This is a genomic window from Streptomyces bathyalis (assembly GCF_015910445.1).
GTDB lineage: Bacteria > Actinomycetota > Actinomycetes > Streptomycetales > Streptomycetaceae > Streptomyces > Streptomyces bathyalis.
The window spans coordinates 1,157,763-1,181,974 of sequence record NZ_CP048882.1; the positions used below are offsets into that span (position 1 = coordinate 1,157,763).

The window sequence follows — 24,212 nt, forward strand, 5'->3', positions numbered from 1 at the left end:
TTGACGCCCCCTTCTCTCACTACTTAACTCACGGCGTGAAATTAATGGTTCGGACCATTCAGGGTCCGAACGCAGGCGCCTCGGGGAGGGGCATTCGTCCATGCGCAGAAGCCGGGCACGCAACGCAGTCACCGTCACACTCGCCGCCGCAATGACGGCCGTCACCGCCGCGTGCGGCGGCGGCAGTTCGACCGACGGTGAGGGCAGCAACGACAACCCGAAGGAGCTCACGTACTGGGCCAGCAACCAGGGCACCAGCCTCGCCCACGACAAGCGTGTGCTCACGCCGGAGTTGAAGCGCTTCGAGAAGCAGACCGGGATCAAGGTCAAGCTCGAAGTCATCCCGTGGGACAGCCTCCTGGACCGCATCCTCGCCGCAACCTCCTCCGGCCAGGGCCCCGACGTGCTGAACATCGGCAACACATGGTCCGCCTCGCTCCAGGCGACGGGAGCACTGCTGCCCTGGAACAAGAAGAACCTGGCCAAGGTCGGCGGGGCCGAGCGCTTCACCCCCTCCGCGCTGGCCGCCGCCGGGGCGCCCCAGAAGGACCCCGCCGCCCTGCCGCTCTACTCGCTCGCGTACGGGCTCTACTACAACAAGAAGATGTTCAAGGACGCGGGCATCGACGGACCCCCTGCCACCTGGGACGAGTTGGTCAAGGACGGCAAGAAGCTCACCGGTGACGGCAAGTACGGGATAGCCGTCGAGGGCGGCGACCCCGTGGAGAACTCCCACCACGCCTTCATCCTCGGCAAGCAGCACGGCGCAGACTTCTTCGACCCCTCCGGCAAGGCGACGTTCGACTCGCCCGGCGCCGTCAAGGCCATCAAGCAGTACGTGGACCTCATAGCCTCCGAGAAGATCGCGTCGTCCGGCAACGCGGAGTACGCCAAGGACGAGTCGGTACGCGACTTCGCCAAGGGCAAGGCAGGCATGCTGATGTGGCAGGCGGCCGCGAACGGCCTGAAGGCCAACGGCATGAAGCCCGACGAGTACGGCGTCGCACCGATACCCGTGCAGGCGCGCGGCTCGGGAGAGAAGGGCACGCGGTCGATGGTCGCGGGCATCAACCTGGCGGTCTTCAAGAACTCCGACAACATCGACGGCGCGGTGAAGTTCGCGAAGTTCATGACGTCCGACAAGGAGCAGCGCCTCCTCAACGAGACGTACGGATCGATCCCGCCGGTCAAGTCGGCACAGACCGGCAAGGCCTTCGAGACCCCCGACCTGAAGGTGCTGCGCGATGTGCTCACCTCCTCCTCCGCGCCGCTGCCGCAGGTGAAGGACGAGTCGAAGTTCGAGACGCTCGTCGGCAACGCCACCAAGGAGCTCTTCGCCGACGCGGCCGCCGGGCGCAAGGTCACTTCGGAGTCGGTGAAGAAGGAACTGTCCGCCGCGCAGCAGCAGATGCGGAAGTAAGCCGCGCCGATGACGACTCTCAGCCCCCCACCGGGCACGGCCGGCCCGACGGCACCTGAGGCGGCCCCGGCCGGCAACGGGCCCTCACTCCCCCGGCGCAGGCGCATCCTCCCCGACCGCCTGCGCCGGGCCGGACTGCCCTACCTCCTGCTGCTGCCGGCACTCGTCCTGGAGATCCTCATCCACCTGGCGCCGATGGTCGTCGGCGTGGTGATGAGCTTCAAGGAACTGACGCAGCAGTACATCCGCGACTGGGGCGCGGCGCCATGGATCGGTGCGGACAACTTCCGCATCGCCGTGGACGTCAACGCCCCTGTCGGGGAAGCCCTGTTGCACTCGTTCCTGGTCACCTGCGCCTTCACGGTGCTGGCGGTCTCGTTCGCGTGGCTGCTGGGCGTGACGGCGGCGATCCTGATGCAGGAGTCCTTCCGCGGACGCGGTGTGCTGCGGGCGCTGTTCCTGACGCCGTACGCGCTGCCCGTGTACACCGCCGTCATCACTTGGTCCTTCCTGCTCCAGCGCGACGGCGGCATGGTCAACCACGTCATCCACGACCAGTTGGGTCTCACCGACACCGAACCGTTCTGGCTGATCGGCGACAACAGCTTCGTCGCGCTGGTCGTCGTGGCCGTGTGGCGCACCTGGCCGTTCGCGTTCCTGATCCTGATGGCCGCGCTGCAGAACATCCCGAAGGAGCTGTACGAGGCGGCGCAGGTCGACGGCGCCGGCATCTGGCAGCAGATCCGCCGGATCACGCTGCCGTCACTGAGCCCCGTCAACCAGGTGCTGGTGCTGGTGCTGTTCCTGTGGACGTTCAACGACTTCAACGTCCCGTACATCCTGTTCGGCAAGTCGGCACCGGAGGCCGCGGACCTGGTCTCGATCCACATCTACCAATCGTCCTTCGTCACCTGGGACTTCGGCTCCGGCTCGGCCATGTCCGTACTGCTGCTGCTCTTCCTGCTCGTGGTGACGGGCTGCTATCTGCTGGCGACCGGCGCGGGGAGGAAGCGCGATGTCTGAGGTCACGGCGACCGCCCCCGGCGGGACCGCGAAGGGCACGTCGGACGGCTCCTCGCGGGGGCGCGGCGGCACGGCAGTGGGGAACGGCTCGGGCGGCGCATCCCGCACGGGCTCGCGGGCCGGCTCCCGCATGGTCTCCCCCACGGCACCGCCACGCTCCTTCGTCTGGACGCGGCGCATCGTCCTGACACTGCTCACGATCTTCGCGGCGACTCCGCTGCTGGTGATGGTGAGCAGTTCGCTCAAGCCGCTCCAGGATGTCTCGGACCGCTTCCGGTGGATCCCGAGCTCGTTGACGATCAGCCCGTACGTCGACATCTGGAGCACGGTCCCGCTCGCGGACTACTTCCTCAACTCGCTGATCGTGGCGGGCGCGGCGACCGGGTGCTCGGTGCTCATCGCCACGTTCGCGGCCTATGCCGTCAGCCGATACCGCTTCCGCGGCAAGCGCCTGTTCACGGTCACGATCCTCTCGACGCAGATGTTCCCCGGCATCCTCTTCCTGCTGCCGCTCTTCCTCATCTTCGTCAACCTCGGCAACGCCACGGGCATAGCGCTGTACGGCTCGCGCGGGGCGCTCATCGTCACTTACCTCACCTTCACCCTGCCCTTCTCCATCTGGATGCTGATCGGGTACTTCGACTCCATACCCCGCGACCTGGACGAGGCGGCTCTCACCGACGGATGCGGGCCGCTCGGGGCACTGATGCGCGTGGTGGTGCCGGCCGCGGTGCCCGGCATCGTCGCCGTCGCCGTCTACTCGTTCATGACGGCGTGGGGCGAGGTCCTCTTCGCGTCCGTCATGACCAACGAGACCACCCGAACCCTCGCCATCGGGCTCCAGGGCTACGCCACGCAGACGCAGGTGTACTGGAACCAGGTCATGGCGGCCTCGCTCGTCGCGAGCGTGCCGATCGTCGCCGGTTTCCTGCTGCTCCAGCGCTATCTCGTCGCCGGGCTCACAGCGGGCGCCGTGAAGTGAGCGTCACGTGACCCCGTGATCCCGTCCGTCGGGCCATGACGGTGCGGCGCATTGCCGCCGTGCCGTCACGGCTCCGCACGCCCTGCCCTGCCGACAATCGCCCGTCCGCCGTCACCCGTCACCCGTCACCCGTCACAAGCCTGTCCGGGCCCAACTCGCCCCGTACGAAAGGAAGCCCGTGTCCGAAGCGACCGAAGCCTCCCACGCGCCGGTGACCTCACCGTTCGCGCTGCCCGCCGACTTCCTCTGGGGCGTGGCCACGGCCTCGTACCAGATCGAGGGTGCCGCCGCGGAAGACGGCCGCGAACCCTCCATCTGGGACACCTTCTCCCGGGTCCCCGGTGCGGTCGCGAACGGCGACACCGGCGATGTGGCCTGCGACCACTACCACCGGTGGCGCGAGGACATCGCCCTGATGAAGCAACTGGGCGTGGACGCCTACCGGTTCTCCATCGCCTGGCCGCGCGTCGTCCCCGGCGGCAGCGGGAGGACCAACGAGGCCGGGCTGGCCTTCTACGACCGGCTGACCGACGCGCTGCTGGAGGAGGGCATCACGCCCTTCCCGACGCTCTACCACTGGGACCTGCCGCAGGCGCTCCAGGACCGAGGCGGCTGGCCGGTGCGCGAGACCGCCGAGCACTTCGCCTCGTACGCCTCGAAGGTCGCGGAGCGGCTCGGTGACCGCGTCAAGAACTGGGCGACGCTCAACGAGCCGCTGTGCTCCGCGTGGATCGGCCACCTGGAAGGAGCGATGGCACCCGGGCTGACCGACATCGAAGCGGCGGTGCGCGCCTCGTACCACCTGCACCTGGGCCACGGGCTGGCAGTGCAGGCGATCCGCGCGGCGGTGCCGGACGCGCAGGTGGGCATCGTCAACAACCTCACCCACTGCGAGCCGGCGTCCGACAAGGAGGCCGACGTGGCCGCCGCGGTGCGCGCCGACGGGCATACCAACCGCTGGTGGATGGATCCGCTGCACGGCCGCGGCTACCCGCAGGACATGCTGGAGCTGTACGGGGTCGAACTGCCCGAGCAGCAAGGCGACTTGAGGACCATCGCCGAGCCGCTGGACTGGCTGGGCCTGAACTACTACTTCCGCAATCTCGTCGCCGACGACCCCGGCGGCGCGCTCCCCCGCGCGCGTCAGGTCGTACCGGCCGGGGCACGGCGCACCCACATGGACTGGGAGGTGCACCCGTCCGGCCTGACGAAGACGCTGCTGCGGATGACCGACGACTACGGCGCCCGCCGCCTGTACGTCACCGAGAACGGCTCCGCGTACCCGGACGTGGTGGGCCCGGACGGTCAGGTCGACGACCCGGAGCGCGTCCGCTACCTCGATGAGCACCTGGCGGCCTGCGTGGACGCCGTCGACGAAGGTGTGCCGCTGGTGGGCTACTTCGCGTGGTCGCTGATGGACAACTTCGAGTGGGCCTACGGATACGACAAGCGCTTCGGGCTCGTCCACGTGGACTACCCCACCCAGCGGCGGACGATCAAGAGCAGTGGCCACCACTACGCGGACATCGTCCGCAAGCACCGGCGCCGCGCCCGCCGGGCCGCGTAGCCGCAGCCGAACCGCCTCAACTCCCCGCTTCGCCGCGACAAACGCCGATCCCCCCGCACCCGAAGGAGCCGCACCGTGACACACCGACGGAGACTCGCCGCTTCGGCGACCGCTTTCGCACTGCTCGCCGGCACCCACGTACTCGCCGGCGGGGCCGCCCACGCGGACGGCGACGGCAAACCCGGCACACGGACGGCAGCCGCCGATTCCGCGCAGGTCTGGGTGACCACCGCCGATGGGAGCAAGCGCCTTGAGCGCGGCGAGGACGTCGGCTTCGACGACGAGCGGCAGGACATCGACATCGCCGTCGACGCGACCGATCGCGCACAGCAGTTCACGGGTGCGGGTGCCTCCGTCACGGAGGCGTCCGCGAGGCTGATGAGCGGGCTGCCGGACGGCGAGCGCGAGAAACTGATGAAGTCCCTGTTCTCCGCGGACGGCGACGGAATCGGCCTGGACTATCTGCGCCAGCCCTTCGGCGGCTCCGACTTCGTCGCCGAACTCCCCTACTACAGCTACGAGGACGAGCAGGGCTCCTTCTCCGTCGGGCGCGACACCAAGGAGATCCTTCCCCTGCTGCGCCAGGCCCTCAGCATCAACCCGGACATCCGCGTCATGGGCACGCCCTGGTCGGCACCCGCCTGGATGAAGGACAGCGGGAAGCTGGAGGGCGGCAGCCTGAAGCCGGAGAACCACGAGGCGTACGCGGACTATCTCGTGAAGGCGGTCCGTGCGTACGCCGGGGAGGGCGTGCCCGTCCACGATCTGACCGCCCAGAACGAGCCGCTGTTCGAGACGACCTACCCGTCCATGGGGATGCCCGCCGCCGAACAGGCGGACTTCCTGCGGGTGCTGGACGCCAAGCTGACCGCGGCCGGACTCGACACGGAGCTCTTCGCCTACGACCACAACTGGGACAAGCCCGAGTATCCGCTCGAAGTCCTGGAGAAGACCGGGGACATCGACCGCGTCCAGGGCGCGGCCTTCCACTGCTACGGCGGTGAGCCGGAGGCGCAGCAGCAGGTGCGGGACGCGGGCAGCCGGGTCTTCTTCACCGAGTGCTCCGGCACCGACAGCGACGATCCGAGCCGCACCTTCGCCGACAGTCTGAAGTGGCAGACGGAGAACCTGGTCGTGCGCAGCATGCGGGCGGGCGCGGAGACCGTCGTGCTGTGGAACATGGCTCTCGACAAGAGCGGCGGCCCGCACTTCGGCAACTGCGAGACGAGGTGCAACGGCGTCGTCGAGATCGACGGCGGCGACGTGGCGAGGAACGCCGAGTACTACACGCTCGGCCACGTCTCCAAGTTCGTGGACCGCGGCGCGCACCGCATCGGGTCGACCACTCAGCAGCCGGGCGGAGTCGAGGACGTGGTCTTCGAGAACCCGGACGGTTCCCGGGCGGCCGTCGTCCTCAACTCCGCCGATTCGGCACGGAAGTTCTCCGTCACGGAGTCCGGTCACTCGCTGGCGTACGAGCTTCCGGCAGGTGCCGTCGCGACCTTCACCTGGCCCGCGGCACCCGCCGGATGACCGGACGTGGGGCGCTGACAGGCTTCAGCAGCTGAAGTCGACCTTGTCGAACGACTCGTAGTGGTCCTCGGTGAAGTAGTCCTCCTGCTTCTCCTCACCGGTCACGATGCGCTTGGCTCCGCGGTCGTCGGAGCCGGGCGTCTCAACGGTGTACTCGTGGTAGTAACCCTCGTCCTGGTCGGGGAGGATGCCCTCGCGGTTCTGGAAGACGGTCCCGTCCTGCGGATACGGGTAGGGGCCGCCCTTGTCGATGAGGTCGAGGGTCTCGTGGGCCTCCTTCGGCAGCTTCGTCTCGCAGATCTTTCCGACGTCCGCGGGTGCGACGGCCGCCGGTGCGGAGGCCGTCGGGGCGTCCGCGGTCGCCTGCGCGATCGCGGCGGGACCGCCGACGAGGAGAGTGAGGGACAGGGCACTGAGGGCGCTGATGCGCGCGATTCGTGGGGGGAATCTCATACCATCCACTCTGACGCGCGTAGATGACATGTCAACGCCAAGTGGAGGATTTTTGGCGGGAGTTCACCTCCCGGCAGCCGTCCTCCGGTGACGTTCGCCGAGGTCACGGGCGCCTTGCGCGGTGAGTGATCCGTGCAGACGCAACCGGGCGATTCCGCCGTCGGGGAAGATGTCGAGCCGTACATGGGTCACCGGCGAGGCGTCGGCGAGCAGAAAGCGGTGCGCGGTGTCCGGCTGAAGCCGGGTGCGCGGAAGCATCTCGCGCCACTCGCCCTCCGCGCCGTCCCTGCCCCAAAGCGCCGCCCACCCGGCCGCGTTGCCCTTGAGGTAACCGGTGTCGATTTCGACCGCACGGACGGCGGCCTGGGCCGTCAGGGCGTATCGGATCCAGTCGTTGCCGGTGTCGCGGCGGCGGCGTGTCTCCCAGCCGTCGTCCATCTGCCGTGAACGGCCGGGCAGAATCGTGTTGCTGGGCGAGGAGTAGAAGCGGTCGGAGGCGTCCTGAACGCGGCCGCCGTTCTCGAGGGCCACCAGGTCGAAGGTGCCCAGGGCCGCCAGCCACTCGGGATCGGGGGCGACCTCGCCGTACACGCGCAGCCGCGCGACCCCGCCGTCGGGGTGCTGGTTGAGGCGCAGATGCGTGAAGCGGCGGCCGTCCTCGACGGCGAAGCCGTTGGCGGCGTGACCCCCGATGACGGTCTCCGGCACGAGGACCGTCCACTCGGTACCGTCGGCGAGCAGTTCCTCCGGCGACGGCGCACCGGGCAGGCAGGTGGCCTCGACGGAGACGGCGCGCGGGTAGTTGCCGCGGAAGTGGGCGGTGTCGACGACGATCCCGTGCACGATGCCGGGGGCTCCGAGCCGCACGAGCGCCCAGTCGTGGTCGTCCGCGGTGGGGTGCGGGACTTCGGCGCCGGCGCCACGGCGGCGGCGGGTCTCCCAGCCGTCCATGATCTTGCCCTTGTGGCCGAAGCGTTCGGGGTCGAACTCGGCGCGGCCGGGCACCAGGAGGTTCTCGCGCTCCGCGAAGAACTCGTCGTTGGCAGCGGTGACTCCGGCGCCGAGCCGGCGGTCGGCCAGGTCCGCGAGATGGGTGAAGGGGAACTCGGCGGAGCGGTAGTCGGCGTACGGATCGCCGCCCCCGTACGGGTTCGCGTCACCGGTGAAGCGCGGGAGCACGGCGCCGGGGCCGGTGGCCGTCGCGGAGTCGGGTGCGGGGGCGGGGTGCCGCGTGTCTGTCATGCGGTGGGCCTCTCGGTCCTCTGGGTCTCGGTCCTGCCGGCGTGCTGGTTCCGCTCGATCAGCCGACCGCACTGCCGGAGAGGGCGGCCGTCCTCGGCGATCCGCTGCCCGCGCAGCCATGTGGCGCGGACGACACCGTGCAGGGTGCTGCCGGCGTAGGCGGTGACGGGATTGCGGTGATGCAGCCGCACCGGGTCGACGGTGAAGCTCTCCTCGGGGGCGAGGACGGCGAAGTCCGCGTCGTGGCCCGGCGCGACGGCGCCCTTGCGTCCGTCCAGCCCGGCGAGCCGGGCGGGTCCCGAGGACATCCAGCGCGCGACGTCGTCGAGCGTGTGACCCCTACTGCGCGCTGCCGTCCACACCGCCGGCAGGCCGAGCTGCAGCGAGGAGATGCCGCCCCACGCCGTACCGAAGTCGCCGTCCTTGAGCTCGGCGGTGCAGGGCGAGTGGTCGGAGACCACGCAGTCGATGTCGCCGTCGGCCAGGCCCTGCCAGAGGGCGTCCTGGTTGGCCCGCTCGCGGATGGGCGGACAGCACTTGAACTCCGTTGCGCCGTCCGGGACTTCCTCGGCGGAGAGGGTGAGGAAGTGGGGGCAGGTCTCCACGGTGATCGCCACCCCCTCCCGGCGGGCCCGTGCGATGGCCGGCAGCGCGTCGCCGGAGGACAGGTGCAGCACGTGGACGCGTGCGTCCAGCTTCCGGGCCAGGTCGATCAGCCGCGCGATCGCGTCGTTCTCCGCGGCACGCGGCCGGGAGGCGAGGAAGTCTGCGTAGGCGGGGCCGCCCTTCTGCGGTGCCGCGGCCAGGTGCGAGGGGTCCTCGGCGTGCACGATGAGCAGGCCGCCGAGGCCCGCGATCTCGGTGAGCGCCGACTCCAGGGCGGCCGGGCCGAGTTCGGGGAACTCCTCGACGCCGGAGGGCGAGAGGAAGCACTTGAATCCGAAGACACCCGCCTCGTGGAGCGGGCGAAGGTCCGCCACGTTGCCGGGGATTGCGCCGCCCCAGAAGCCGGTGTCGACGTGGACCTGCGCGCGTGCGGTGTCCTGCTTCGTACGGAGGTGGGCGACGGTGGTGGTCGGCGGGAGGGAGTTGAGCGGCATGTCGAGGAGCGTGGTGATGCCGCCCGCCGCCGCGGCTCGTGTGGCGGTGGAGAAGCCCTCCCACTCGGTGCGGCCCGGGTCGTTGACGTGCACGTGGGTGTCGACGAGTCCTGGGAGCACCGCGTCCTCGCCCGCGTCCGCCAGCTCTGCCCCGTCCGGCACCCGCGCGTCGTACGGACCGACCTCCGTGATCCTGCCGTCCCTGACACTCACCGACGCCGCCCGCGTACCCTCGGGTGTGACGACGCGCGTCGAGCGCATGACGAGTTGGACGCCGGGCACCTGACCACCCCTTCTCTTCAACATTCTGTTGATGCCAGATCCTCTTGGCAGATCCCTGCCGCGTCAAGACGCCGACCATGGCGGATTCCGCAAAATGGAAGTAACATTCCGCGATGCAGAATCCAATACAGTGATCGGCCCACACATCCGCAGGGTCAGCGGCCGCGGGGCCCGGTGATCCCGTGCCGGTAGCATGCGCCCCACCCGCAGGAAAGGAACGCGACGTGCCGTCGTCCGACCGGCGAAACCCCGCCACCGCCGCCACCCCTGCCGCCACGGGGCAGTCGGGCGGCGTCCAGTCACTCGAGCGCGCCTTCGACCTCCTGGAGCGGATGGCCGACGCCGGCGGCGAGGTCGGACTGAGCGAACTCTCCGGCACCAGCGGGCTGCCCCTGCCGACCATCCACCGGCTGATGCGCACCCTTGTGGCCTGCGGCTACGTGCGTCAGCACCCCAACCGCCGCTATGCGCTCGGCCCCCGTCTCATCCGCCTCGGCGAGAGCTCCTCCCGGCTGCTGGGCACGTGGGCGCGGCCGCACCTCGCACGGCTGGTCGAGGAGACGGGCGAGACCGCCAACATGGCGCTGCTCGACGGTGACGAGGTGGTCTACGTGGCGCAGGTGCCCTCCCGGCACTCGATGCGGATGTTCACGGAAGTCGGGCGGCGGGTACTGCCGCACTCCACGGGCGTGGGCAAGGCACTGCTGGCCGGCAGCTCGCCGGAAGAGGTGCGCGCGGTGCTCGCCCGCACGGGCATGCCCGCGGCGACCGAGCGGACCATCACCACACCGGAGGGCTTCCTCGCGGCACTGGAACACGTCCGCGAGGTGGGCTATGCGATGGACGACAACGAGCAGGAGCTGGGGGTGCGTTGCATCGCCGTCTCGGTGCCCGACTCACCGACGGCGGCGGCGATCTCGATCTCCGGACCGGCGGGCAGGGTCACGGAGGCGGCGACGGACAAGTTCGTACCGCTGATGCACGAGGTTGCCGAACAGCTCTCCAAAGCCCTCGCGAGCAACGGCGGCACGGGAGCCTGAGGACGGCCGCCGGCCGCACACTTCGCCGTTGCCCCTGCCGTGCCTGAGCCTGCGAACGTGTCGGGCGGTGTTCGCGCGCGGCCCTCAGAGGACGTGACAGACGAGGAGCGGTGCGGGACTTCCGCCTCCGGTGGCCTGGAGGCGGAACGTGGTCTCACCTCCCGCGGGTATCCGGGCGTTGCCGTCGCCGCTGCGCACGGTCACGGCCCCTCCCGACTCGCGGAAGCCGGCGTTCCAGCCCCTGACGAGCCGCTGACCGGAGGGCCAGGTCCAGGTGATCCGCCATGCGCGGACCGGCCGCCTTCCGGTGTTGAGCACCCTCACCGTCGCGTTGAAGTCCTCCCACTGACTTTCCACGTGCCAGGTGGCCCGGCAGCCGCAGTTCTCCGCCGGGCCGCCGCCCCCTCCCGGGGCCCGCATGCCCGCGCCGGGCGTGGACGCGCTCTGTCCCGGGCGGCCTTCGTCTCCCCCGCCGCTCCCGCCGTCCTCGTCACTGCGGCCCTGGTCGCCATCCTCGTCGTCCTCGCCGCCGGACGGGGAGCCACCGGATCCGAGGGCCGACGGCGGCAGGGGCAACCTCGCGTCGGGAACGGACCGCTCGGCCGTGCTGTCATCCCGTGCGAACGGCCAGGCGCCCGTCTGATGAAGGACCACCGCCATCAACAGCAACACCACCGCGACGGCGCCGCCGCCCGCCGTCACTGCCCGCACCGCCCTGAAGCCGCGCACCGCGCCGTCCGCAAGGGGCCCCATGAGCTTCCGCCCGGGACAGTCATCGCGGAGGCCATCGGCTGTGTGCCCTCGCGGCATCTTCCCGGGGTGCGCCGGAGCGTCGGCGGTGAGGTGCGCCGGGACGGCCGACTCCGGGGTGTGGGCGGGGAGTTCGGCATACGGGCGCACCGGCGACGGCGGAACGGGCGTGCAGGGTGGAAGGTCTCCCCGGATCGCGTGCCGAGGGCCGACGCGCGGGCGTTCGTGATCGTCCATGCTCACAAGCCCCTCCAACGCGATCGGTGGGTGTCGTGACGCGCCCCGCCTGCCCGGGTGTGGGCCCCCGGACAGGCTTCCCGGGCCGCTCCGCCACGCTCGCCCCGACGCCCCGCCCGCAGCCACCGGTTGAGCGCCGTCGTCATCGGCATGTAAGTACTCGGACGATTCCCTGACGTTCTGCGGCAGGGGTTCCGCCGCACCCGCGCCGGGACAGCGCCCGTCCGGTACGAGGGATCAAGGACGCCGCCCTTGAGGACCAACGGCCGCACGGTGAACGAAAGCTGAGCACCGAGTGCGGACTGCCGTCCGGGGCCCGCCGGTTCTTCCGGGGCTGTACGCTCCGATCACCGCGTCGGGCGACGGTTGCCGGGCGAGCGAATTCATCAGTGTGAGGAGCCCTCATGAGCTACGGCCCGCCGCCGGAACCGAACGCGTCGGCCCCGCAGGCCGTCGGAACAGCTCCGGTGGACCGTCCCAAGGCAGCCGGGGCGGCCGTGGCCGCGGTGATCCTCGGACTTCTCGGATGCGTGCTGCCGCTCCTGCCGATCGACCTGACAGGCGTGCGTCCGTACATCGGCATTCCGTCCGGAGCAGGCGGAATCATCCTCGCGATCGTCGCCTACAGCAGGAACCAGCGCGGCAAGCCGCTGGCCATGGTGGGCGCGCTCCTGTCCGCCCTCGCACTGATTCTCGGAATGATCATGGTCTCGGGCAGCGCGTGACGCAAGGTCCCGCGGAGCGGACGCCCATGCCGCTGAGCGCGCCCCGCTTCGGCGTTCGGTCCGGAGGCAGCAGCTCGATCCGTACCCGCTGCGCGTCGCTCAACGACACCGACTGCGAAGAGACGATCCGAACGAAGTGACCTAGTTGACGCCCTGGAAGCCCAGGGGTTCGCCGAAGAGCTCGATGGCGTTCCGCAGGGCCGAGAGCGCATCCGCGAGGGCGCTCACCGAACCGATGGCGGCCACGATCTGCAGCAGGGAGCTGCGCAGGGCCTCGGTCGTGGGAATACCCTCGGCGACCTGATCGGCGAGCGCGGCGAGCTCGTCCTCGGCCGCGTGTCTGTCGTACAACTGGGCGGGATACGCGTCCAGTTCGGCCCGGAGACGGGCCACGGCAGCACCCAGCCCGGCGACGCGGGGATCCTCCCCGCTGTCGGCCACAGGTATCGCACGCTGCCCCACAGCATCGCTTCGCGCCACAGTTCGCCCCCACACAGATGATGCCCCGCGCCCATCCCCCACAGGACCGAACGCGACCGGCTCGCCCAAGTAAACGCCACTCTCCGCACATCGCGCCACACGGAGCGCGAAATTCGGGGCGTGCAACGCCAAGTTCGCAACGCCTTGCGCGACTCATACACAATCGTGCGTTATGGAGGTGTGCAGCTGTCTCCCGCGCGCCTCTGCGGTGAGACTGCGGCATCGGGACGAGGAGACGGACGAGCAGGGGGACCGCCTCAAGGACGGGCAGGGCAAGAGGAGAGATCCGGATGACGGGCGAGCGGTACGAGGAGGAAGACCGGACGGCCCCCGTGGTCGCCGGGCTGCTGCTCGCGGCGGGCGGCGGGCGGCGCCTGGGCGGGCGGCCCAAGGCTCTGTTGCCGCTGCGCGGACGGCCGTTGATCGAGCACGCGGTGCGGACCCTGCGCGCCGGCGGCTGCGACCGCGTGCACGTGGTGCTGGGCGCGGCCGCGGGGCAGGTACGGGCACGGGCGGAACTCTCCGGCTGCACGGTGCTCGACAACCCGTACTGGGAATCGGGGATGGGCTCCTCGCTGCGGGTCGGTCTGGACTCGCTCACCGGTACGGGCACGGACGCGGTGGTCCTGCTCCTCGTCGATCAGCCCTGGATCGGCTCGGGCGCGGTCACCCGCGTGCGCTCGGCCTGCCGCTCCACCGCCACGCTGGCAGCCGCGTCGTACGGCGGGCGCCGCGGACATCCCGTGCTGTTCGGGTCGGATCACTGGCCGGGGATCGCGAAGAGCGCGGAGGGGGACCAGGGGGCGCGCGCCTATCTCTCCACGCGTGCGGACGAGATCGAGCTGGTCGAGTGCGGCGACATCGCCGACCCCACGGACATCGACACCCCTCTGGATCTGGAACGCCTGAAGCGGATCGGCTCGTGAGAGGGGCGGCGTGCTTGGCGCCGCCGGGTGCGCCGATCGGGAGCTCGGAACCGGCGGTGTGAATTCCGGGCGGCGGGTGCGGGCACGAGGCGGATGCCGGGGCTTCGGCCTGCCTCGGGTTTCGCCGCGCACGACCGCGGAACCCAGCCTCCGCCCCCGCCTCACCCCGCGGGCGCTGGCGGTTCCCCCGGGATGGCACCCAGGGCCACCGGGCCGAACACGGGAGAGGGTGAGAGGCATCTCTCGACATCAACAGACCCTTGATTGTTCCACCATAAGGAAACTAGTCTCCACTGTTCAGAAGCGTTTGAGTTCTCTACGCGAGGACCCGGACCGCTTCCACGAGCGCCGCTCGGCCCGCGGCACTCCGTGCCGGACGCACGCAATCGGCGGCCGTGACCGCACGCCGCCCTAAGGAGTGACCCACCATGCCCGCAGGAGCGCCCTCAGCCGTCGAGATCGTCGATGCGACTCCCGTGGAGCGCCAGGAGGAGGTGCTGACCGAGGCGGCGCTCGACTTCCTCGCCGCCCTGCACCGCCGGTTCACACCGAGCCGCGACGAGCTGATGGCCCAGCGCGCGGAGCGGCGGGCGGAGATCGCCCGCACCTCGACCCTCGACTTCCTTCCCAACACCGCGCACATCCGCGACGGCGACTGGCAGGTGGCCGGCTGCCCCGAGGCCCTTCAGGACCGCCGCGTCGAGATCACAGGTCCCACCGACCGCAAGATGACCATCAACGCGTGCAACTCCGGAGCCAAGGTGTGGCTCGCGGACTTCGAGGACGCCTCCGCCCCCACCTGGGAGAACGTCGTCGGCGGACAGCTCAATCTGATCTCCGCCTACGAGCGCACCATCGACTTCACCGACGAGAATTCGGGCAAGTCCTACGAGCTCGGCCCCGCCGAGAGCATGCCCGCCGTCGTCATGCGTCCCCGCGGATGGCACCTGAACGAGCGTCATCTCCGGGTGGACGGCGAGCAAGTGCCGGGCGCCCTCGTCGACTTCGGCCTCTACTTCTTCCACAACGCGCAGCGCCTGCTCGACATGGGCAAGGGCCCCTACTTCTACCTGCCCAAGCTGGAGTCGCACCTCGAGGCCCGGCTGTGGAACGAGATCTTCGTCTTCGCCCAGGACTACTGCGGCATCCCGCAGGGCACCGTCCGGGCCACCGTGCTGATCGAGACGATCACCGCGGCGTACGAGATGGACGAGATCCTCTACGAACTGCGCGACCACGCCTCGGGGTTGAACGCCGGCCGCTGGGACTACCTCTTCTCCATCGTCAAGAACTTCCGTGACGCCGGCTCCAGGTTCGTCCTGCCGGACCGCAACTCGGTGACGATGACGGCCCCGTTCATGCGGGCCTACACCGAACTGCTCGTCCGCACCTGCCACAAGCGCGGTGCCCACGCCATAGGGGGCATGGCCGCCCAGATCCCCAACCGGCGCGACCCGGAGGCCAACGAGAAGGCCTTCGCCAAGGTCCGGGCAGACAAGGACCGCGAGGCAGCGGACGGCTTCGACGGTTCCTGGGTCGCGCACCCGGACCTGGTGAGCGTCGCGCAGGAGTCCTTCGACGCGGTCCTCGGCGACCGCCCGAACCAGAAGGACCGGCTGCGCGAGGACGTGGAGGTCACCGCCGCCGAACTCCTCGCCGTCGACTCCACCGACGCGAAGCCGACGTACGCGGGCCTGCGCAACGCCGTCCAGGTCGGCACCCGCTACATCGAGTCCTGGCTGCGCGGCGGGGGCGCCGTCGCCATCTTCGGCCTCATGGAGGACGCCGCCACAGCGGAGATCTCGCGCTCGCAGATCTGGCAGTGGGTCAACGCCGGCGTGGTGCTCCCCGACACCCCGGAGGGCGAACAGCGCGTCACGCCGGAGCTCGTGCGCCGTGTCGCGGACGAGGACCTGGCACAGCTGCGCGAGGAGTCGGGAGCCGCCGGCTTCGAGGCGGGCGAGTGGCAGCGGGCCCACGACCTGCTGCTGCGGGTCGCGCTCGATGAGAAGTACGAGCCGTTCCTGACGCTGCCCGCGTACGAGCTGCTCGACTGATTCCGCTCCACCGAGTGCCGGGACAGGGGATGAAGGGCTAGACTGCGCCTCCGGCGCCGCCTGTGCGCCCGACCTCCTGACCCGGCACTCACGCTGCGGGGCAGCGCGGAGGCGAAGGTGATCTTCTTGTCATCGCGGGCGTGTTCCTTTCTCTGCCTTGTCGGCCTGTCCTTTCGTGGCGACGGTGGTGGGCCCGCGTGAGGGGCTCGCATCGTGTGCCCTGAGAGGATCGACGATGACGGAGCAGCGAGCGCTCAAGAAGCTGGTGCGGCAGCGGATGGCCCGTACCGGAGAGTCGTACACGACGGCCCGGCGGCACGTACTGGCCCAGGCGGCCCGTGCCGAGGCCCCTGCCCTGCCGAGCGGCCTGGTCTACGGGGAGTTCGGGACGGACCAGCACCACGAGGCGTCCCTCGTCCGGCACGCGCTCGGCGGCGTCCACGACGAGGCGCTCGTCGCGGGCCTGGCCGGCGGAATCGGGTTCATGTACTTCGTCTTCGAGTACAAGGACGTTCCGCCGATGATGACGATCGTCGCGCAGCACCACCCCGAGCCCTGGGTGCCTGCGGCCCTGGACCGGCTCGGCGTCCCCTGGAAGGAACAGCACAGCGCCAAGCCGCGCTGGGAGCGGGTGCGTGCCGCCCTGGACGAGGGCCGTCCCGTCTTCTGCACCGTGGACAAGTCACGGCTGCCGTGGCACGGGATGGTGCCCGGCTTCGGGAACGACCCGTACACCGTCGTGATCGCCGGGTATGACGGCGACACCCTGTACGTGGACGACGAGTCGGTCACGCCGCACGCCATCGGCACCGAGGAGTTCGGCGAGGCGTGGTCCTCGTACAAGAAGGGGCGGCACCAGATGATCGTGCCGTCCGGCCCGCCCTCTGGCGAGCCCGACGTGGCCGGGGCGATCGCGACCACTTGTGCGCATCTGACCGGGCCCGTCATGGGCAACAACTGGGACGTCAACTTCGGCCTCTCCGGGATGGACAAGCTGGCCTCCCAACTGCGGGACGCCAAGGCGAAGTCGGGGTGGGAGCGGCGCTTCGGCGCTCCGGTCCCCTTCTTCCACGGTGTGCGCAGGCTCTATGAGTGCCTGGAGCTCGAATACACCTCGCCCGGGGCCACCCGCCCCCTGTACGCGCGCTTCCTCGAACTGACCGGCCACCAGGAAGCGGCGGGGCTCTTCGGCGAGTCGGGGCGCGGCTGGGAGAGGCTGGCGGCACTGGCCCTGGAGACCGTCTCGCAGCTCGGTGACTACACCGAGATCTGCGAGGAGCGGATGCAGCTGATCATGTCGCAGGGAAGGGCGGCGGCGGCGGAGATCCGCGCCCTCGAGGAACGGGCGGAGGCCCTCGCCGCAGAGTACGACGCACCGGACGAGACAACGCGGCGGCAGCTCTTCGACGAGATGGCGGAGACCGTCGAGTCGTGCGCGGGCCTCGAACGGACCGCGGCCGAACTCCTGATGAAGAAGTAGCGGCCCTCCGGGCTTCGCGTGCCCGGCCCTCTCCGCTCGTCACCGGACGGCGGGTCGCGGCCGGGCACGCGCGTGGGCGCGCCGCCCGGCCGATCGCCGGGAACGGTCCCGTCACGTTCGGGCATCGACATCAAGTACCTCGGGGGTGCGCTGCAACCGGCGGTCTCCGTGTCCCCGTCCGTCCCCCCTGAAGATGCCGACCGCACACAGGGGAACGGACCAACTGGGGGACGTATGCGCAGTCGTACTGCCGGGGCACTCACCGCGGGTGGCGTGGTCATGGTTCTGACGGGCGTGGGCTGGGGGGTGTTCGCGATCACGGACTCCGGGTCCACGTCCGGGCAGGGCACTCCGGCGAATGCCGCGACACGCGCCGAGGGCGAGGACCGAGCGGTGATCGAACTGCCGGACGGCCGCAAGGTGGAGATGCGCTACGTCGAGCAGAAGGGTCTCGGCGAGCGGCACTACGACCCCGGGACCGGGAAGTGGTCCGCAACCAAGCTGATCCACCGGACGGAAGAAGACCCCTGTCAGGGCATCGAGTTGGCGGCCACCGACGGAACGGTCGCCGCCATCGCTGACTTCGGCCAGTACTGCTACGACGGCGAACCGCCGCAGGAGTCGATCGCCGCGGTCGGAACGGGCCGGTTCACCCGGTGGGGAGTCGACCGGCAGAAGGGGTTCGACGGCTGGAACAAGGCGAACGTCGCCGAGGGAGGTGACCACGCCGCCTTCCTGCACTACACCGAGGAGAGGATCGAGACGCTCCGGTGGTCGGAGAAGGACGGCTACTCAGGCCCGTCCGAGAAGCCCCGGCCCGCGAGAAGGCTCGACGAGAGGTTCTTCGGCAGCTGGAAGGCGGAGGACGGCTCACAGCGACTGGCCGTACAGCAGAGCGGGAACGGCGGGGTGGCGACGTTCTTCTCCCGATCCGGCGAACGCTGCGTGACCCGCGCGGGTCTCCACCCCAACCGCAGGAACGTCGGCGAATTCACCGCCGTCTTCCGCGAGTCGGGAGAGCGGTCCGAGAAGTGCCCCATGTACGGGGAGTTCGAGTTCATGACGATCAACAAGGCGGGCACGCGGCTCAGTTTCCAGGTCTCGAAGCTCAGCTTCACCAAAACGGAGCCCGACCAGGCGGAGCGCGAGCTGCCGGATCCTCCCGAGCCGGTCACCGGTGTGGACAAGGACTGGCTGGGCAGCTGGGAGCTCGAGGACGGCAGCCAGCGAGTCACCATCAGGGAACCCCGGCCGCAGGAGCCGACCGCGGTCTTCACCAATCTGAAGGGCCGGCGCTGCGTGGCCCGGGCCGAGTTGTACACCAGTCAGTTGGACACGCTGTTCAACGTGGCCTCCCGTCCCCCGAAGGTCATCGAGGGCGAACCGGCGGCCAACTGCCCGCAGAAGAACGTCCACTTCAGCTTGTCCGCCGACGGCAAGTCCTTCACCCAGAAGGCGGAGGACGGGCCCGGACTCACCTACGTGCGTCCGAGCGGTCCGGGCGGACGATAGTCACCCGGACCGGTGTGCGGGGCCGACCGGAGCAGGCGACGGCGCACGGCTCCCGCCGCTCTCCGGTTCAGCTCACCGTCGCGCGCTGGATCTCGGCTCGCAGTGCCTGCGCGAGCCACTCGTGGTCCGCGTCGCGTGACGGCCCCGCCGGATGTCCCCTGACGACTCGGAGGAGCTGCCGGTACCGCTCGGCTCCCGCCTCCAGCCCGGCCTCCAGGCTCTCCAGGACGGCGACACGGTCGGCGTCCCGGAAGAGCCGCTCCAGAACGGCCGATGCCCCGGCACCGTCCGGCTCCACGTCCGACTCCCGGGCCTCCCTGACGGCTTCCACCACGTGCAGGGTGAACCAAATGGAGCCGCCGGGACTCCCCTTCGGGTTCAGCTCCAGCATCCGGCGCATGAGGGAGCGGAATTCCCCGTCCTGCATGAGTTCGGCCAGCTGCAGCCACGCGTCGACCTGCTCGGTGGTGGGGTCGTCGGGAAGTTCGACGGGGCGCCTGCGCAGACCCTCACGCATGTCCTCGGCGCCTTCCAGTCCGTCGGACACCTCCTTCATGAAGTCCTCGATGATGTTCCTTCTTTCGGCGACCGAGAGTCGCGCGAGTCTGTTCATCAGGGCTGTCTCCTCGGCTGTGGATCCGCGTTCCGCGACCGTCGCAAGGACGGCCCGGCCCACCTTCAGGGCCCGTATCCGGGCATCGAGAGCGGCGACGTGCGTGGCGGCGACCTCGGCGACCGTCGCCTCGCTGCGCACCACACGGCTTACCTCGTCCAGGCTGAGCCCCAACTCCCGCAGCGTCCGGATGAGTTCGAGGCGCGCGACGGCTTCGGCGCCGTAGAGCCGGTAGCCGCCCTCGGAGCGCCGCAGCGGTGTCAGCACCCCCACGTCCGACCAGTAGCGGATCGTGCGCACGGAGACATCCGTACGTTCGGCGAGCTGCCCGATGGTCAGGCACTCGGTGTGTTCGTCGCTCATACCGGGAGTCTGGACCTTCCAGCGGCTGGAGACTCAAGCCCTTTCCGTGCGGCCGGGGGGCGGGAGGGGGCGACCGATACGGGCGGCAGCCCGAACTCCGCCCGGACGTGGTCTCCGCAGAACCGCGGCACCAGCCCGAAGTCCCGTCCCGCCACTCGGCCGTGAAGCCGCGGCGGCCGACACGCCCCGCGGCGCGGCTCGCAGAGGCGTACCCGAGAAGGTGAAGTCTCAACAGCTGTCCGGGCCTCCCGCGCTACGGCCCTGAAACCCCGCTCGTACCGGCCGCTCCACTCACGGCATGCGACACGACATGCGAGGGATACGACGAGGCTTCACCATGGAATTGCGTACCGAGATGAATTGCAGAGCGCCTGACTCAGCGGTCGGGCCGGTACCCCGCGCCAGTCGTCAGGGCGCCGGGGCAAGATGCGACGGCTGATCCCGGAAGCCTTCGAATCAAGTGGAAGGTGCTGGGAGACGCGGACGTCGGCCCGCACTGAACTCTTCGGTGCCGGCGCACTCACCGCAATGCCGTCGCCGTCAACTGCCGCTTCATTTGCGGCGGAAGCCGCTTCCGCCTCGGGGTAGCTCAAGAACTCCTCTGCCCCACGGGAGGATTGCCATGACCACATTGCGACTGGCCACTTTCAACGTCGAGAACCTCTTCGCACGCTGGCGGTTCAGGGACAACGTCGACCCGGCGAGCGCCAACACGAAGGGCTGGATCGTCGACCAGACCCGCTTCGACGAGCTGGGAATGGACGACAAGGCGATCACGGGTGCGGCCGTGCGAGAGATCAAGGCGGACGTGCTCTGCCTCCAGGAGGTCGAGAACGTCGACACGCTCAAGAAGTTCCGGGGGCAGGCCCTCGGCGGCCGTTCCCAGTACCCGTACATCGCGGGCGTGGACGGCAACGATCCGCGGCTGATCGATGTGGCTGTCCTGTCCAAGTTGCCGATCACCCGCATACGTTCGCATCAGCACCTGATGGACCCGTCGAGCCCGACGGCATCACTCTTCTCCCGCGACTGTCTCGAAGTCGACATAGAGGTCGAAGTCAGCGAGACCAGGAAGAGCACGGTGACGGTCTTCGTCAACCACTTCAAGTCCATGATCGGTGGGCGCAACCAGACCCGCGGAAAGCGGGAGCGGCAGGCCACAAAGGTGATGGAAATAGTCGAGGACCGCTTCGGGCACCAGGCTCCCGGCGACCATCCGTTCGTCGTCTGCGGCGACCTCAACGACTACATCGAGCCGAACGGCGACGGAAGCTCCGGCATCGATCAGCTGGTCACCTGGGACCAGTTGGAGAACGTCGTGGGGCGGCTGCCCCAGGACGAGCAGTGGACGCATTTCTGGGCCGGAGGAAACGAATACCGGCAGCTGGACTACCTGCTGCCGTCCAGGTCGCTCGCCGGGGCCGCGCCCGCACCGGACGTGGTGCCCGAGATCTTCCGCAACGGGACGGCGCTGCGAGCCACCCGGTACAAGGGCCCGCGGTTCCCGGGCATCGGACTGGACAAGCCCAAGGCGTCCGACCACTGCCCCGTCATCTTCGAGCTCAGCATCGACTGACGCCTGCCCCGCGCCCCGGGCTCGCCGTCCGCTGCCCGTACGGAGCCGTCAGGTGACGCGGATGGCGATGCCCGGGTAGTCGTGGAGGAGGCCCGCGCTGTCGTAGGCGAGATGACAGCCGAAGTCGAAGGCGGGGGCGGAGTATTCGTAGCGCTGCCGCCCCGACTTGTCGCGGACGAGCTCGTAGGTCTGGTCGAGCCGTTCGACGGTGAGGTCCGCCGCGCGCACGTACACGGCGGGGGCTTCGGCACGGACTCCCTCCACGAGGCGCAGCCGCCGCACGGGGAACGCGTTCGTCATCGCGGAGGATTCGAGGTCGATGTCGCGGCATCCGTCGAGCTCGGGCGATACCACCCCGTCGACCTGCCAGTGACCGTCGCCGTTGGTGATGATCGATCTCGTGCGGTGACCAGTGGCCGACCGGCCGGAGATGTGCGCGGAGCGGGTGATCCAGGCTGCGTCGAGTTCGATCTCGTAGTCGACGATCCAGGAGCGTCCGTCCTCAACGGCGGTCGTGCAGCCGTGGATACGCCAGCCTTCGTCGGTGGTTTCGAAGTAGACGACCTCGAAGCCCGCTCGGGCCTTGATGTGCTGCCACGCGGCGGCCTTCGGCGGGTCACGGAAGTCCATGCAAGCGCCCTCCTCCTGGATCGGGGGCACCATCCTGACCCGCGCCCACGGGCACGCGGAGGCGGCTCGCCGGTCGCGGGGACGGAGCGGGGGTGCGGGCTCCCGAGGCACCCGAGGCGCCTGGGGTCCGGCGCGCTCGCTCCGACGGGAAGGGTCCTGATCCAGGTGGAGGACCGGGCAGGCGCCCGGCGTGCGTCAGACGGCCCGGCCGTCGATGCCGGCGCGCTTCGCCTGGGCGCGGCGCTCCTCCCCCGCCTCGTCCCGCCACTGCTTGAAGTCGTCCCAGTCCACCGGCTGCATGCACATCAGCTCGCCCGTCCCCGGGACGAGCAGCACACCGCCGAAGACCTCGTCCCCGGCGAACCAGCCCCCGTCGGCGATCCGGTCGGGCCACCGGGGGTGGCCCATCGGCTCCCGGGCGACCATGTCCGGCGACTCCAGGCCCTGGTAGCCCAGGACGACCACGCGCTTTCCGTGCTTCAACAGCTCCAACCCGTAGATCGGAGCGCGGAATTCGAAGGGGTAGACGTGCAGGATGCGGGCGCACTGCCGCACCCAGCGCAGCTGGTCCAGCCAGAAGACGGTGGCCAGCGCGATGCCGAGAAGGCCCACGATCAGCAGCGGCATGAGGTACGTGGCCCTGGTCACCAGCGGTACGGCCATGAGGACGACGCTGGAGACCACGAGCGCGGCGTAGCGCTTGAGCAGGGCCGCGTACAGGAAATTCACCGGGCCCCGCTGATCGCTGCCGTCGGTGGGAAAGGGTGCCGGGGCGCCTCTCGACGGCCTGCGCAGCAGGTACAGCACCGCGATGACCTCGAGGACGACGAGCCCGAGGAGTCCGGGTATCGCGAGGAGCACGAGGTCGTCGCTGCCCACGAAGAGCGTGACTCCGTAGGAGGCGGCGGCCCCCAGAGCCCAGAGCACCTCACGTCTGAGCGGGACGGCACGCTCGGGAAGGCCCGCGGGGACCAGTGAGCGTTCCGCGGGAGAGAGCGCGTCGGCCCCCGGCGGCACAGCGGCCGCCTGGTCCTCGTGACGTCCAAGTGAGGCCCCTGGCATGACATCTTCCTGTTGATGGTCCGCAGTCACCGAAACACCGTTCCTCACTGCCTCAGCCGCGGAGCCGGGGTGCCGGCTCCATTTCTCCCCCGGGATGTCGGTCGACGCGGGGTCGTTCGGTGAGACGTCACCGTACTCGCCCGCGGCGGGCCGCACGCGGCGGATGAGCCATCAGCAAAAGACCTCGTCAGGACGACTCCGGGGATTTCCGGCACGGTGGGAGGATCGACCGAATCCGACCCGATCCATCCAGAAGCCCAGCAACTTCTCGTCGCTCGCCCCCTCGGCGCCCGCGCGACCCCGATGCCGCCGGCGGCGCCCCCTCTCGCGGGCGGCGCCAGGCGAGGGTGCCGCCGGTGAGGCCCACGGGGCATTCCGCCGCAGGCCCGCACACTACGTCAGCTGTCCGGACTCGCAGCGTGCGGCCTCAGCCGGTGAGCACCCTGCTCGGGACGGAAGCCTCACCCCGTATCAGGCCCCGGAGCCAGGGCGGGCCCTGCCGGATCCCTGGCGCTCGATTCGCCTGCTGACGTGTTCCTTGTCCTCCTTCGGCAGCGCGTCCGCAGCCAGCACCTTCGGCAGCAGCCTCGGTTCACGTGTCAGCGCACGGAAGACCAGGGACACGGTCACGTCGTGATCGGGCCGGTGCCTCAGTTCGACAGGGTCGCCTGCCCGGATCTCACCGGCCTCGATCACACGCAGATACGCACCGGGACGCGCCGCCGTTGTGAACTGCTTGATCCACCCGTCTCGTTGAAGCCAGCCTTGAAAGGTCCCGCACGGGACCCGTGGGCAGGACACTTCGAGGACGACGCTCGCGCCGATGCGCCAACGCTCCCCGATCAGCGCGTCGTTGACGTCCAGGCCGAGGGTGGTGAGGTTCTCTCCGAACACGCCGCTCGGGAGCGCCCTGCCCAACTCCGCCTCCCAGGCGTCGAGATCCTCCCGGGCGTAGGCGTACACGGCCTGGTCGTATCCGCCGTGGTGCTTCACGTCATAGGCCCTGTCGCCTGCCAGGCCGACTGCTCCGTCGCCCTTGGGGCCCGGAGCGGTGACCGCCACGGGACCGTCGACAGGCCGCTTGTCGATCCCCGTCGCTGCCAGCCGCTTCCAGGGATTGGGGCGGGGATGACCGATGTTGACGGAGTGCAGCTCCATG

General features: G+C 69.8%; 21 protein-coding genes. 12 read left to right on the forward strand and 9 right to left on the reverse strand.

Features of this window, described 5'->3' with window-relative positions:
• Positions 1-100 precede the first annotated feature (100 nt).
• The 5 genes from G4Z16_RS05110 to G4Z16_RS05130 all read left to right on the forward strand — a co-directional run bounded on the left by G4Z16_RS05110 (position 101) and on the right by G4Z16_RS05130 (position 6,525).
• Complete coding sequence (locus G4Z16_RS05110; RefSeq protein WP_197349398.1) at positions 101-1,420, forward strand: ABC transporter substrate-binding protein; 1,320 nt, start codon at positions 101-103, stop codon at positions 1,418-1,420.
• 9 nt (positions 1,421-1,429) lie between these two features.
• Positions 1,430-2,443 (forward strand): carbohydrate ABC transporter permease, encoded by a 1,014-nt coding sequence (locus G4Z16_RS05115; protein WP_197349399.1) that lies wholly within the window; start codon positions 1,430-1,432, stop codon positions 2,441-2,443.
• A 130-nt stretch (positions 2,444-2,573) separates the two neighbouring features.
• Entirely contained in the window at positions 2,574-3,425 is an 852-nt protein-coding gene (locus tag G4Z16_RS05120) for a carbohydrate ABC transporter permease (RefSeq protein WP_197354174.1), read from the forward strand.
• Between the two features lie 178 nt (positions 3,426-3,603).
• Positions 3,604-4,992 (forward strand): GH1 family beta-glucosidase, encoded by a 1,389-nt coding sequence (locus G4Z16_RS05125; RefSeq protein WP_425508049.1) that lies wholly within the window; start codon positions 3,604-3,606, stop codon positions 4,990-4,992.
• Positions 4,993-5,067: 75 nt separating this feature from the next.
• Positions 5,068-6,525 carry a glycoside hydrolase family 30 protein gene (locus tag G4Z16_RS05130; RefSeq protein WP_197349400.1) on the forward strand — a complete coding sequence of 486 codons (1,458 nt, stop codon included), beginning with the start codon at positions 5,068-5,070 and terminating at the stop codon, positions 6,523-6,525.
• Positions 6,526-6,549: 24 nt separating this feature from the next.
• Here G4Z16_RS05130 and G4Z16_RS05135 read toward each other — a convergent pair whose 3' ends face one another.
• The 3 genes from G4Z16_RS05135 to allB all read right to left on the reverse strand — a co-directional run bounded on the left by G4Z16_RS05135 (position 6,550) and on the right by allB (position 9,626).
• Positions 6,550-6,978 carry a guanyl-specific ribonuclease gene (locus G4Z16_RS05135; RefSeq protein WP_197349401.1) on the reverse strand — a complete coding sequence of 143 codons (429 nt, stop codon included), beginning with the start codon at positions 6,976-6,978 and terminating at the stop codon, positions 6,550-6,552.
• A gap of 63 nt (positions 6,979-7,041) precedes the next feature.
• Positions 7,042-8,220: an allantoicase gene (gene alc / locus G4Z16_RS05140; protein ID WP_197349402.1), complete on the reverse strand. Its 1,179-nt coding sequence runs from the start codon at positions 8,218-8,220 to the stop codon at positions 7,042-7,044.
• On the reverse strand, positions 8,217-9,626 hold the full coding sequence (allB, locus tag G4Z16_RS05145) for an allantoinase AllB (RefSeq protein WP_197349403.1): 1,410 nt from the start codon (positions 9,624-9,626) through the stop codon (positions 8,217-8,219). The genes alc and allB overlap by 4 nt, the downstream gene beginning before the upstream one ends.
• Before the next feature lie 200 nt (positions 9,627-9,826).
• Between allB and G4Z16_RS05150 the strand changes: the two genes are divergently transcribed.
• Positions 9,827-10,642 carry an IclR family transcriptional regulator gene (locus G4Z16_RS05150; RefSeq protein WP_197349404.1) on the forward strand — a complete coding sequence of 272 codons (816 nt, stop codon included), beginning with the start codon at positions 9,827-9,829 and terminating at the stop codon, positions 10,640-10,642.
• Between the two features lie 84 nt (positions 10,643-10,726).
• On the opposite strand, the gene G4Z16_RS05155 is transcribed toward G4Z16_RS05150, so the two are convergent.
• On the reverse strand, positions 10,727-11,395 hold the full coding sequence (locus G4Z16_RS05155) for a cellulose binding domain-containing protein (RefSeq protein ID WP_197349405.1): 669 nt from the start codon (positions 11,393-11,395) through the stop codon (positions 10,727-10,729).
• Between the two features lie 638 nt (positions 11,396-12,033).
• On the opposite strand from G4Z16_RS05155, the gene G4Z16_RS05160 reads away from it, so the two are divergent.
• Entirely contained in the window at positions 12,034-12,354 is a 321-nt protein-coding gene (locus tag G4Z16_RS05160; protein ID WP_197349406.1) for a hypothetical protein, read from the forward strand.
• A gap of 141 nt (positions 12,355-12,495) precedes the next feature.
• On the opposite strand, the gene G4Z16_RS05165 is transcribed toward G4Z16_RS05160, so the two are convergent.
• Positions 12,496-12,795, reverse strand: a complete 300-nt coding sequence (locus G4Z16_RS05165) for a DUF5955 family protein (protein WP_197349407.1) — start codon at positions 12,793-12,795, stop codon at positions 12,496-12,498.
• A gap of 329 nt (positions 12,796-13,124) precedes the next feature.
• Here G4Z16_RS05165 and G4Z16_RS05170 point away from each other — a divergent pair, with 329 nt between their 5' ends.
• From G4Z16_RS05170 to G4Z16_RS05185, 4 genes are all read left to right on the forward strand, one after another.
• Complete coding sequence (locus G4Z16_RS05170) at positions 13,125-13,760, forward strand: nucleotidyltransferase family protein (protein ID WP_197349408.1); 636 nt, start codon at positions 13,125-13,127, stop codon at positions 13,758-13,760.
• A gap of 428 nt (positions 13,761-14,188) precedes the next feature.
• A complete protein-coding gene (gene aceB / locus G4Z16_RS05175) occupies positions 14,189-15,817 on the forward strand; it encodes a malate synthase A (RefSeq protein ID WP_197349409.1) in 1,629 nt (542 codons plus the stop codon).
• A gap of 235 nt (positions 15,818-16,052) precedes the next feature.
• A complete protein-coding gene (locus G4Z16_RS05180; protein ID WP_197349410.1) occupies positions 16,053-17,297 on the forward strand; it encodes a BtrH N-terminal domain-containing protein in 1,245 nt (414 codons plus the stop codon).
• 234 nt (positions 17,298-17,531) lie between these two features.
• Entirely contained in the window at positions 17,532-18,809 is a 1,278-nt protein-coding gene (locus G4Z16_RS05185) for a hypothetical protein (RefSeq protein WP_197349411.1), read from the forward strand.
• A 67-nt stretch (positions 18,810-18,876) separates the two neighbouring features.
• Here the strand turns inward: G4Z16_RS05185 and G4Z16_RS05190 are convergent, their stop codons facing one another.
• Positions 18,877-19,785 carry a helix-turn-helix domain-containing protein gene (locus G4Z16_RS05190; RefSeq protein WP_197349412.1) on the reverse strand — a complete coding sequence of 303 codons (909 nt, stop codon included), beginning with the start codon at positions 19,783-19,785 and terminating at the stop codon, positions 18,877-18,879.
• Positions 19,786-20,407: 622 nt separating this feature from the next.
• Here G4Z16_RS05190 and G4Z16_RS05195 point away from each other — a divergent pair.
• Positions 20,408-21,361: an endonuclease/exonuclease/phosphatase family protein gene (locus tag G4Z16_RS05195; RefSeq protein WP_197349413.1), complete on the forward strand. Its 954-nt coding sequence runs from the start codon at positions 20,408-20,410 to the stop codon at positions 21,359-21,361.
• Positions 21,362-21,409: 48 nt separating this feature from the next.
• Here the strand turns inward: G4Z16_RS05195 and G4Z16_RS05200 are convergent, their stop codons facing one another.
• The 3 genes from G4Z16_RS05200 to G4Z16_RS05210 all read right to left on the reverse strand — a co-directional run bounded on the left by G4Z16_RS05200 (position 21,410) and on the right by G4Z16_RS05210 (position 24,211).
• Positions 21,410-21,991 (reverse strand): putative glycolipid-binding domain-containing protein, encoded by a 582-nt coding sequence (locus G4Z16_RS05200; protein ID WP_197349414.1) that lies wholly within the window; start codon positions 21,989-21,991, stop codon positions 21,410-21,412.
• Between the two features lie 195 nt (positions 21,992-22,186).
• Complete coding sequence (locus tag G4Z16_RS05205) at positions 22,187-23,053, reverse strand: hypothetical protein (protein WP_197349415.1); 867 nt, start codon at positions 23,051-23,053, stop codon at positions 22,187-22,189.
• Between the two features lie 471 nt (positions 23,054-23,524).
• Entirely contained in the window at positions 23,525-24,211 is a 687-nt protein-coding gene (locus G4Z16_RS05210) for an MOSC domain-containing protein (protein ID WP_197349416.1), read from the reverse strand.
• Between the last annotated feature and the right edge of the window lies 1 nt (position 24,212).